The sequence below is a fragment of the Pantoea sp. EABMAA-21 genome (assembly GCF_030053335.1).
Classification (GTDB): Bacteria; Pseudomonadota; Gammaproteobacteria; order Enterobacterales; family Enterobacteriaceae; genus Pantoea; species Pantoea communis.
The window spans coordinates 47642-59624 of the sequence record NZ_JASGBX010000005.1 but is presented as its reverse complement, the minus strand read 5'-3'; the positions used below and the strand labels follow the sequence as shown (position 1 = coordinate 59624).

At 50.0% G+C, this 11983-nt stretch carries 7 protein-coding genes; 2 read left to right on the top strand and 5 right to left on the bottom strand.

Features of this window, described 5'->3' with window-relative positions:
* Window positions 1-149: 149 nt before the first annotated feature.
* The 4 genes from QMZ65_RS09120 to QMZ65_RS09105 all read right to left on the bottom strand — a co-directional run bounded on the left by QMZ65_RS09120 (window position 150) and on the right by QMZ65_RS09105 (window position 5803).
* Complete coding sequence (locus tag QMZ65_RS09120; protein WP_211728073.1) at window positions 150-1601, bottom strand: hypothetical protein; 1452 nt, start codon at window positions 1599-1601, stop codon at window positions 150-152.
* The gene (locus QMZ65_RS09115; protein WP_249221615.1) at window positions 1601-2563 is read right to left on the bottom strand and encodes a hypothetical protein; all 963 of its coding nucleotides are present in this window, start codon (window positions 2561-2563) and stop codon (window positions 1601-1603) included. Before QMZ65_RS09115 ends, QMZ65_RS09120 begins: the two co-directional genes overlap by 1 nt.
* A 141-nt stretch (window positions 2564-2704) precedes the next feature.
* Entirely contained in the window at window positions 2705-3688 is a 984-nt protein-coding gene (locus QMZ65_RS09110; protein ID WP_211728074.1) for a helix-turn-helix transcriptional regulator, read from the bottom strand.
* A gap of 21 nt (window positions 3689-3709) precedes the next feature.
* Window positions 3710-5803 (bottom strand): AAA family ATPase, encoded by a 2094-nt coding sequence (locus tag QMZ65_RS09105; protein ID WP_249221616.1) that lies wholly within the window; start codon window positions 5801-5803, stop codon window positions 3710-3712.
* Between the two features lie 334 nt (window positions 5804-6137).
* Between QMZ65_RS09105 and QMZ65_RS09100 the strand changes: the two genes are divergently transcribed.
* Window positions 6138-7385, top strand: coding sequence for a PDDEXK-like family protein (locus QMZ65_RS09100; protein ID WP_283215874.1), 1248 nt, complete (start codon window positions 6138-6140; stop codon window positions 7383-7385).
* Between the two features lie 343 nt (window positions 7386-7728).
* Window positions 7729-8355, top strand: a complete 627-nt coding sequence (locus QMZ65_RS09095; protein ID WP_283215873.1) for a response regulator — start codon at window positions 7729-7731, stop codon at window positions 8353-8355.
* A gap of 13 nt (window positions 8356-8368) precedes the next feature.
* Here QMZ65_RS09095 and QMZ65_RS09090 read toward each other — a convergent pair whose 3' ends face one another.
* Window positions 8369-11977: an ATP-binding protein gene (locus QMZ65_RS09090; RefSeq protein ID WP_283215872.1), complete on the bottom strand. Its 3609-nt coding sequence runs from the start codon at window positions 11975-11977 to the stop codon at window positions 8369-8371.
* Window positions 11978-11983: the final 6 nt, after the last annotated feature.

The window sequence follows — 11983 nt, the reverse complement described above, 5'->3', positions numbered from 1 at the left end:
TCTATTGCTTCAGCTCATTTTGTATAACATAAAGTTTTCTGATTCTTTTAAACGCTGAATGATAATGATTGCTATGTAGCATACTGAATTAAATCATTCGCACCCGACTGGGGTTCATCCAGTGCACAACACAGGTCAGTAGCCCATCATCACGCCATCATAAAAGCATCCAAATCATCCGCGTCTTTAATAATCTTGTTTTCCTCTACTCCATAAGCTTGAGCGAGTGTAATACTGGCTTCGAGCAATTTGCGATTATTTTCGACATTGAAAGCTGCTGCTGTCAGTTCACCTAATGCCGTGAATTCGGACAGGATTCGCTTAAGCGCTAGCTGCTCAATGTCATTAAGTCGAAGGGTAAAGTGGTCCATTCTGGCTTGCAGAGCCCGCCGGGCTTTACTGTCCAGATTTTTGGCAACAGTGACCATGAACTTCCCAGAGATAGAGCCAATTACGGCCCCTAGCACTGGAATAGGGATTAACGACTGGCCTGCAATGGTCATAGCACCGACGATAGCGGACTCGGCACAAACAATGAGCCCGAGCTCGGTAAACTCATCAAGATCTATGTCACCCTGCTGGTAAGATAATGCAAGGCTTCCAACCCCTTTAGCTGCGGTGACTAGTGCACTGGCGAAAGGTGCTCCCATCGAGGCATAGTTAGTTAGTGTATAAATTGCTCCAGCGGATACCCCACCGATCGCTGCACCTTTTAGCGTATCCAGCCCCACGTCCTGCCAGTCTTGTGCGTCGAACTCACCACAAAAGATGTTTTTACCATCACGATACTTGCGATATATCCCCGTTCCGAGAGCAAAAACGCCACCAAAAGCAGCACCTATCGCTGTCGCCCGCATGGCTTCGTTCAGAGAGGGCTGATGGTCCTCAATAATTTCAGCTTTTTTAGCCTCGTTCTGCTTGCCTAATTCCTGATCATGCTTATCGAGTGTTTCATCGATTTTCCCCCATTGAACGTCTTTGTAATCTGAGACTCCAGGGCGCACGACATCAGTGAATGTCCGCCCCGTCGAGCTTTCAATTTCGGCAACTTTATCCTTAATTGCCTGCATAGTTTTTTCGCTCAATCCCTCTACCGGCTTGCCGTCAATGACGTCCTGGATGGTCTGCCAGGTATCTTTCGGAATATGATAAAATTGCTCACCCTTTGTAAAGTCGGGATAAGTTTCCATGTGGTTGAGGACATGAGTTAGATTTTTATTAATGCCATTTATAAATTTTGACTGTACTTCAATTCCATCAATCTTATAGTCCGCAGGGGCGGTGCGGCCCACCCCATTAAATGTTGCCCCTAAAGCCGACTCATCAACTAATCCTTCATTGATCGCCTGTTGTGCATTGCGCACGCCCACTTCAAGTTGTTCAGCAATCTCACCATGCTTGGTACTCATCGAACCCAGAATGTTATTTGGTGACGCAATAAAATCACGCACCTTCTGCATTTGTTCGCCCGCAAAAGTAAAGGCGCTGTCCTGCTGCGCCAACTTTAACAACTCATCCTTGATGCGGGCCTGGTTAAGGGCATTAACCGCACTGCCTATAACTTGATCGCCTACCGCATCATGACTATTCACACTGTTCATTACTGGATTTTCTTGTTAATCAGTTTTGACAACGCATTGATATGGTTAATCAACGCCCCTAACTGATCTTTCTGATGTGCATTGAACTGGCTATAGTCCCGTGGCGCGGTCTTTTCCAGCACATCAACAATGCTTTCAGTACCATGATAATGTTCGGACGTTAACACCTTCAGTTCTTGCGCACCGCGTTCCATTACTCTCAACTCGCTGGTTTTGGCACGAACATGGCGGTCTTCCTTTTGAGCTTCCTCAATAATTTTTCCATTCTTACGGCGAGCCAGTAAGGTGCCACTTGCTATGCCTACTGCGCCAATTCCCCAACCAACTGGACCCGCTAACGCCAGTAATGCACCTCCTGCAGACATGCCTCCGCCGCCAGCAGCCAACGCTCCACCACCAAGCCATGCCAATGCAGCATTTGTTGCTGCAGCGCCGCTTAAAGTTGCAATGGCGGTACCCGTTGAGGCCGTACCAAATGTCGTTGCAATGGCTAAGGCTGCCGTAGGGGCAAAGGCTGCGACACCAGCGCCAACTGCAACCCCTGCAGCTGCCGTGCCCTTTCCGACATGGGACGCGCGGTATTCCTCTTCCAGTTTTTCAACCACATTATCGAATTCAGCTATCTCCGCCTTTAATTCACTCCAGGATTTATCAAATTCTTTTGGCTTATTGGCTAATCGATTAACAAAGCTTTCGCCGCGCGTAATCAAATTTTTACTGCACTTTTGGCGTAGCAGGAAAAGGTCAGTAATTGCTTCCTGGGTATTTTTCGCTTGGGCCTCATATTGGGTAGTTGCCCTAGAGAGACTGGCTAAGGCTTCTTTTCTTTCTGAACCTCGTAACATTTTTAACTCCTGCTGTAAGTTGTCAAAATTGGTCTTAATTGTGTTGCCATCTTTTTGTGAATCGTCGCTTAGTATTCTTTTTTGCGCTGCCAAACGCTTAACTACTTCATCATCCAATAATCCTGTAATGAAATAGTTTTAATATTAGATATTTTCTTTCTGTCACCGCATTGCCAGCAACATTTGTAAGCTCTAAAACAGCACACTCATTTAATGCCCAGGCACTTTTATGAAATTAGTTATAAATCCAACATGACCTTATCCATAAACCGATTGTTTGGTCACTATCGGCACCCGTCTCACATCACTCACCGCATCACCAAACGCGGCCAAAAACCATTTCAGCATCGCGCTATCAACCACGGTGGCGGAGATTTCCAGTCGCTCTTCACCAATTTCCCGATGCGTTTGATCCGTTGATAACGGAGATTCAATTAGGTGGAGTCCAGCAGTGCGATCAATTTCAAAAGTAAGGAAAATCATTTCCCCTTCACCAAATCCAAAGCGGCCGTCGTCGTCATATTTTTTTAAGTTGAATTCGGATGGTCGCTCGAAGGTAAAGGTGCTGACGCTCGCGGAAAGGATACGGTTGAGCGCCAGACTACGTTCATTGTTGTAACCTTCGAAGCGGCAAACCAGATAGAGGCGAGGCCCTTGCTGCGCCAATCCCAATGGCATTACTGTGTTTTCGCTTTCTTTGCCGCTCGCATTGCGATAGGTGATGCGTAATAAGTGATTGAGATACAGCGCTTCACTGACGGATTCAAACACACCTTCAGCGATGGGGGGCGGCAGTAATGGCTGGCTGGTTGCCACGATACGCACTTTATCTGGCCACTCCGCTTCAAGGCGGGTAGGGCCGTTGTCATGCAAATTACGCTGCGCCTGGGTAAACAACCCGGTCATGGATTTAATCAGTCGGGTCGGCAAAATAGGCTTCAGATGCGCTTCTGCCATCGCCAATAGCAACGACTCCTGCGGCGTCAGCATTGGAAGTGAGACGCCACTAGAATTCTCCAGCCAACGATAGCCATAAGGACGGTTGCGGTCGTCGCGCTCGATATCAAAATGGTCGCAAAGCATCTCCAGATTGCGCTGAATAGTCCTTACATCGCGCTCGATTCCAGCATGCTGTAGCTGCTCATGAAGCTCTTTTGCCGTGATTTTTCTGCCGCGAGGAATACGGCGCAGAAGCTCAAGAGCGAGCACGGTGGTCTCAATGGTTTCAGGTCTTTTAGCCATTTTGATTTCCTATCAAATTACTTAGTGCAAAAAGCCAATCGCCGGTTTTTCGCGTTTCTTCATCCAGCACTCGGCTTTCAGTGCGGCAATAAAAGCCGCTGTTGAACTCACTGGCTTAAATTGATGCTGACGTGCTACCAGTGCAAAATCGCCCGGCGTCAGGTAGTCCAGTTTAGATATTTCTTTAATTTCAGTAGATTGCGGTTCATTGAGCTGAAGCTCACGAGAGTAAAGATTCAACAATGCGACCGCCTGGTCATCACACAAATAGTTGAACCGCACCTTAAGATCGAAACGACGCAGCGCGGCGGCATCCAGCACATCAAATCTGTTCGTGGTGGCGATCAGCACACCTTCAAACAGTACCATCTGGCTTAACATTTCGTTGGCACTACTCACTTGCCAATGGTGATGGAACTCGTCGCGTGCGCTAAGAAAACTATCAATCTCATCAATCAGCAGGATCGCATTGTCGCGATGCGCTTGTTCAAATAACGCCGCAATGTTCTGTTCATTTTCACCGACGTAGCGGCCAAAAAGCTGTGAAGCCTTGCGTTCTATAACGACCTTATCTAACTGCTTCGCAAGCCAATGTGCCCATGCCGTTTTACCCGTGCCCGAAGGGCCAGAGAGGCAAAAACGCGCTGAGTGACCAGGTGTCAGAGCTTTACCAATCTCATCGAGTGGATTATCACAATTGATAAATGCCGTGTCATACAACGCGGGTATTTGGGCCGCAACATGGTTTTTTATCGGCTTATGCCCCTGAGCCTTTAGGGTGTTATTGATTAAATACATTAAAGTCTCAGGGCGTTTTTCCTTTGAGAGCTTGTCGCCAATGCCCGCGAGGACGTTTGCTGCCCGGTTAATAACCGCTGGGGCCAGATAAGAGGCCTCCGCTAATTGGGCAACAGCGCCTGGTGCCAGTATTTCGCCACAAGCTTCTTGAATGATCTTTGCCCGCTGATGACGTGGTGGGGCATTGAGCTCAATAACCATGTCAAAGCGGCGTACCATTGCGGGGTCCATATAATCAATGTCATTGGCTACCCATAGAGTGGGAACAACATTCTCTTCCAATAGACGATTGATCCAGGCTTTCGCTAATGGAAGCGGACTGCTGTTATGAATCCCGGGACTTTCGACAAAAACATCTTCTGCCTCATCGAGCAGGATGATGGCTCGTTCATCGATGAATAAGCGCTGCGCAGCACGCCAGGCACGTAAACGACGGCTGCCACTGATCGGGCGCAGGGATTCATTCTCACTGCTGACTTCATACAGGGGAGTTTGCAACTCATTGGCAATCAAACGACAAAGCTGGCTTTTGCCGCTACCCGGTTGGCCATGAATCAGGATATTGACCCCGATACTTTGGGTGCTCAGCGCATGATGCAACCACTGACGCAGAATATTAACTGCCGGGATGTGGGCATAATTATCAAGCTTTAGATGGGCTGGCCCACAGATGTTGATCATGCCTTGCAGGAGACGCGCTGGACTTGTCTCACCCGCGTAAAGGCGTTCTGCCAGGGTGGGTGAGAATGGCTCAAGTTTATTGCGTAGTAGATGCGCACCGTTCATTTCAAGGCTAACCAGACCGGTTTTGGTCAGAGTGCTGGAGGGGCCAAGTGCCTCGCGTACCTCGGTTTCAGTGATATCCAAAGTCATCGCAAGTGTCCGATAAACTTTGGCGGAGGTGAGTGGCCCAAGCCATTCCGTAACGTCGTCAAGCAGCCTTTCCTGATGGAGCTGTAATGTGAACTCCAGAATAGATTTTTCAACGCTGTTCAAGCCAATACGCGTGGCAAACCTGCTCATTGCAGTTTGAAAAATAGAAGCTTGGGTTAATGAGTTATGTTGTTCAGCATCGTGAAAAATCTTACGTAATCTTTTCAGCAACGAATCTTGATCCTGCTGACTCAGGTTAAAAGAATGCTCATTGCTGAGGTGAAGATAATCAGCCAGCGGTTGGCTACTGAATCCATGCTGGGTAATAAACTGTTTGTGCGCGCCCAGGCGAAATAGTATCCGCAAGATCCATTGCTGCATTTTGGTATCCTGGTAATTCATTTCAGCGACTTGACTTACTTCAGCAGACATTACAGTGTTCATATTCTTCTCCTTGTGAAAGCACTATTTTTAAATTGTGCTGAGACATTTTGTGTCGCATGAAATGAAAAAGTTTTTTTGGAGATGTTGGTTGGCTGCGACACAAGTTGTCGCAAGGATATGAGTGTTTTCGGTGCAGTTAATAATTATGATATTAAATATTTTCTTGCAAATGCCGACAACCGTTTTATTCTAGAGGGTGGTTTTTTAAACGTTGGCCGGGAGTGGTTTATAGATACACAATGTGTCCCCTGAAGGGGAACGTATTCAGAGATAAGTTAGTCAGGTTGGCGAATTAAAAATTAATCCGATAAAATTATATACAAAGGAATGCGTTGTGGAAAAAAATGATGATTGGGGAAATTTAAGGGAATTGCTGCAAAGCACCGTACTGCTTCAGGAGAGCTATCAGCATGCAAAGAAGCGTTACTCCAAAAAAATCGCTCCAGACTTTCGTTTATTTCGCTTCTTTAATATAAATGAAAATACGCTTTCTAAGTGTTTTGCGTTTCTTCTTAAGCCAGATGAAACTCATGGCCAGGGCGAGTTATTTCTCAATGGTTTTTATCAGTTAATAGAAAGATCCAAAGCGATTACCACCAAAAAACAAACTGAGGTTTATACAGAGTATACGATTTCCGGAAGTAGAAGAATCGATATCTTGATTGATGGCGAAAATGAGTTAACGGCTATTGAAAATAAACCTTGGGCAGTCGATCAAAAAGATCAACTTCAAGATTATGCGCAATGGTTAGCTGTAGAATCACACCGCAGAGGCATTGGATGGTCATTAATATATCTTTGTAATAATGATATAAATGAGTTTTCTTTAAGGTCTGACTTGGCAGAGGAAATAAAGCGAAATGTAAAGCCTGTTACTTTTATCCAGGTTGAAAGATGGCTATCACATTGTGCGTTATACATTGAGGCACCTGCTGTACGCTGCTTTGTTGATGCTTTGATAAAATTTATTCGCGAAGATATTAATGGGGATATCGCTATGGAATTGCAAAACGAACTGACAGAGAAGTTGGTGGCCTCACCACAAAACCTCCGAGCAGCACTATCAATTGCACAAAATATACGTCAAGTTAAGGAGCGACTCTGGCGCGATTTCATCATTCATCTTCGCCAGCAACTGTTACCTATTGGAACTCAAGTGGTGACTAATGATGAATTGAGTTTGGGAGGTAAGTACGCTTCATTCTCGCTCTTATTTAAAGAAGGCGATGATTTTAAATTATGCTGGGAGTTTAGTACATCTGACTACCGCAACCTGGCTTACGGGATTTGCTCGGTCAATGAACCCGACGAGAAGATACACCTTGAGTGTTTTCCAGCCATTGCTTCAGCTATGAGTGATGTTTTTCCTGAAATTGATGCAACTATTGGAACGACAGAATGGTGGCCATGGTGGTGCCATGCTGATGTGGGTATGGATGTTCCACGCAACTGGAATATGGATGCTGAAGCCTGGAGCTTACTACTTGAACGCGGAGAAGGAAGCTTTGCGCAGACGATCGTTAGTATGGCAAAGCGTATCCACAATGAAGTTGATTTGTCTCTGTTCAGAGCGACGAACTAAAATTGCATGAAGCAAGAACTCAACCCGAACATTTCCGGTAATTGAATACTTCCACCAGTTTTATTCGCCAGCATCAGTAACACTTCATGTGCCCGGCCAGTGATTCCCGCAACACAGGCCGGGCACAAATCCCTCCTCACATTCCCGTCCCATCACACTCATTACGCATTTATTTTAGCGATCCCCACATTCACCGATATAACCGTTAAGGGATCGTTTTGGAGAGTGGTGGCTGGCGAGACAAGGAAGAGTCAATTTGGTGCTGATGCCTGACGGTTAATGACGCACGTCAATTCACCCAGCCGCTCTACTTTATCGGTCAATGCGCGGGACGGGGTGAAAAATGGAAAAGGTACTGATTGTTGACGATCATCCAATCACGCGATTAGCGCTCAAGATACTGATTGAAGAAGATAATCGGGTAGTCGTAGGAGAAGTGGGCGATGGCATTCAGGCTATAAAGTTTGTGAAAAAACTGCAGCCGGATTTAGTGATTATTGATATCGATATCCCGGTGCTCAACGGTATCGATGTCATCAAGCGCTTGCGCCAGAGTGGGCACGAGATGGGCATTCTGGTGCTCTCCGGCAAAGACAGCGAGCACTACATTCGCCGCTGCGCCACGGCGGGTGCCAACGGATTTATGAGTAAGTGCAAAGATTTAACCGAGCTGAGAGATGCGATTCGCGCCATCAGCAAGGGGTACGGTTTTTTCCCGATGAATTGTGCGCGTCAGGGCTTGCATCTTGAGGATGAAAACAGCGACCAGCGCAAAATTGACGAACTGTCGCCCAAAGAGCTGAATGTATTGCGGCAGCTGGCGCGCGGCGAGAAAGTGGTGGATATTGCGCGAGGTATGAACATCAGCGATAAGACCGTCAGCACCTATAAAAGCCGGCTGATGATGAAGCTGGAGTTAAAGAACCTGGTGGATGTGCTCTATTTTGCCCAGCGGCACAACCTGGATTGAGGCGCTGGGCATATCATGCGCTGAACTCGTCTTTGAGAAAGGTTTCGATAGCCTGATTCAACACATGCACGCAGCCCAGCGTTTCATCAAGCATCTGGCCGAGATGGCGTTCATCGGCTGGGGCGCTACAGGCTTGCTCTAATTCGCGGCACTGATCGGCAATCGAGACTGCGCCGATGATCTGCACCGAACCTGCCAGACGGTGCAGGCTGCGCTCCAGCGCGGGCCAGTCGCGATTGTCGAAACAGGCGCAGGCAACCTGCATATCATGCAAATTTTCATCGCGGGTAGCGCTGAGCAGGCGCTGCAGCATCTCGTTGTCCTGATGAGCCAGTTCGCGCAGGGCGTTGAGGTCGAGCAGATGATTCAGTGCGACATGGCCGGGATAGGGCACAACAGTCGGGCGCGGCACTCTTTGCAGCAGTGCTTCCAGCTGCGGCAGGCGCAACGGTTTGAACAGGCAGTCATCCATGCCTGCTTCGAGGCAGCGGGAACGCTCTTCCGGCTGTGCGTTGGCGGTCAGTCCCATAATGGTGAGCGGCTCGCGCTGTTTTTTACGCAGTTCGCGCGTCAGGGTGAAGCCATCCATCACCGGCATGCTGCAATCGGTGATCACCAAATCAATCTGGTTTTCCTGCCACAGCCACAGCGCCTGTTCGCCATCCTCGGCTTCGATCACTTTGTGTCCCAGTCGGGTGAGCTGGCGTTTCAGCAGCAAGCGGTTGGCAGGATGATCATCCACCGTCAGGATGGTTAACGGCAGGCCACAGGCATCCTGCTGGCGTATCGGTTCCACTGGCACGCTGACCGCTTCACGGCAATCTACCGGAATGCGCACGCAGATGCGGGTGCCGCGCCCCGGCTGGCTGTGCAGCGTCAGGCTGCCCGCCATCATCGCCACCATTTGTTCGCAAATCGCCAATCCAAGTCCGGTGCCGCGCTGTTTTTTGCCCGATGCGGACTGTTCGTAAGGATTGAATATCAGTTGCTGATCCTCTTCGCTGATGCCGATGCCGGTATCCTGCACCGTGAGTTCCAGCGTAGCGCGATCGCCTTCTCCAGGTTTGCTACGCACTTGTACTTCCACCGTGCCGCGCTCGGTGAATTTGATGGCGTTGCTGATCAGGTTTGAGAGGATTTGCCGCAGACGCATCGGATCCAGCAGCAGTTCGTCCGGATGCAGCACGTCAATCTGATAGTGCAGCAGCAATCCTTTCTGGCGCGCCAGCCCTTCGAACACGCGCACCACCGGTTCGGCCAGCGTATCGAAGCGCACCCATTCCGGCGACAGTTCCAGCTTGCCCGATTCGATTTTCGCCATGTCGAGGATATCGCCAATCAGCCCCATCAGCGATTGCGCGGATTCATAGGCGACGCGCACCGATTCTTTATCGCACGGTTGTTGCAGACGATTGGCGACCGCCAGCTCCAGTAAGCCAATAATCGCGCTGATCGGCGTGCGGATTTCGTGGCTCATAGTGGCGAGGAAGGTACTTTTGGTGCGGTTAGCTTGTTCGGCGCGCTCGCTGGCCTGCAGCAGATCGCGGGTCAGTTGTTCATGTTCCGTCACATCCTGCCAGCTGCAAATCATTCCGGCGATGTTGCCGTGATTATCGCGAAACGCCACTGCGCGGTGGATGACATCACGCAGTTCGTGGCCGTTATTGATCTGGCCGCGCTGTGGTGTCATCTCCATTGACGTTTGTTCCGCCAGTAAGGCCATTTGCGCCTGGCAAATAGCGTGCAACGGATGCGCGCTGTCGCTGAGCGGCAATTGGCTGATATTGGAGTGTGCATCGTTGAAGAACTGGCTCCAGGCCGGATTTTTGTTGGTCATCTCGCCTTTGTGGTCAATGACGTAAATCGGCACCGGCGTGCCGTTGAACAGGGTTTTCTGGAAGGTGGCCTGTTCCTGCAGTCGCGCCTGCGCCTCTTTACGCTGACGCACCGCGCGGTGCAGATGGTAGTTCCAGAACAGTGAGGTGATCACCAGCACCGCGAAGATTCCCGCCAGCCAGTAAAACTCGTGTCGATAGGCCATCCAGGTGTCGAGTTTGACATCGGGCGTGCCCTGCCATTTCATCGCCAGCAGCGAGATATCGCGCGGCGGGATGGTCGCCAGCACCTTGTTCAGGATGCTCAGCAGTTCCGGGTTATCGCGCCCTACGGCAAAGGCGATCCGCGCGGGATTTTCCCCGAGGCGCGAGACAATCTGCAGGCGATTACTGAAGTAACGATCGATCATGTAGCGCGCGGCAATCAGGTTATTCACCGCGCTATCCACCCGACCTTCATTCACCATCTGTAGTGCAATACTGGCGTTCTCAACGGTGACCAACTTGATGTGGGGGAAATTTTCCTTCAGCCAGCCGGTGAGCTCATGCTGGGGCGTAATCGCCAGCGTGTCGGTGTCATTGAGTGATTTGGGCGCACCCAGCGTGTTTTTGCTCACCAGCACATACGGCGGCAGCACGTAAGGGCGGGAGAAGAGGGCGCGCGCTTCACGCTGCGGGCTGTGGGCCAGCGAGCCAACCAGCTCAACTTCATGGCGGCTGAGCCGGTCGAACATTGCGTTGACGGAAGAGGCTTCGATCATGGTGAAGTCGATACCGGTGCGCAGATGAATCAAACGCAGTAAGTCTGCAGTCATACCGTTAAATTTGTTGTGCCGATCTTTTAGCGTGAAAGGCGCATCGAGCGGGTTCATCACCACGCGCAGCGTCTGATGCTGAGCCAGCCAGCGTCGCTCACGGTCAGTGAGTTGCAGAGGCGGCGCCGCCATCATCGGCGGCATGCTTTGCACCCATTGATGGAAGATGGCTTTGTGCTGCTGCAAGGGAATGGCATTCAGCACCGCATTGACGCCCCGATACAGTGGCGCATTGCGGATGGGAAAGACAAAGCGCGGTCCGGCATCGGTGGGCTCAAAAATGCGTATCACGGAGAGCGTCGAGGCGTAGTTGCGTTCAATCAGGTAATTGGCGGTGTTGAGATTGCCAATAAAGTAGTCGTTTTCGCCAAAGGCTAATGACGCCAACGCACTGAGCGCAGAAGGATAGCGGGTGATTTTCGCTTCCGGATAGCGCGCCTCGATCCAGGCGTCGCTCAGGTAGCCTCGCGGCATGGCGATCTGCATCGGCGAATTATCATCACTCATTTCAGACATGATGTTATCGCGTGACACCATCGCAGGGTAATCAGAGGCAAACGGGGTACTTAATAATAGCTCTGCGCCAGTGGGTTCCGGGCTGCCCGCGCTGTCCACCAGCATATCGACCTTGCCTTGCTGCAGCGCATCGAGCGCCGCACTGCGACTGCTGTAATAGTGCGTGTTGATGTGTAAACCGAGGTAATGCAGAACTAAAGCGGTGTAGTCGGCGGAGATACCTTCCAGCGTGTTGGCATCGATGACCATATCGAACGGCGGATTTTCAGGCGCGTAAATCGCAACGCTGACTTCGCGCTTTTCGCCCAGCCAGCGCCAGTCGTTGTCGGGGAGATCAAAGGTCAGCAGGACATTTTGTTCACGGCTGACCAACTGCATGATGCGGGGATCTTCAGCCCTGACTGGCTGGCTCATCAGGCAGAGCATCAGGCCAATCAGGAGGAGTAATTTAACCATCACTCT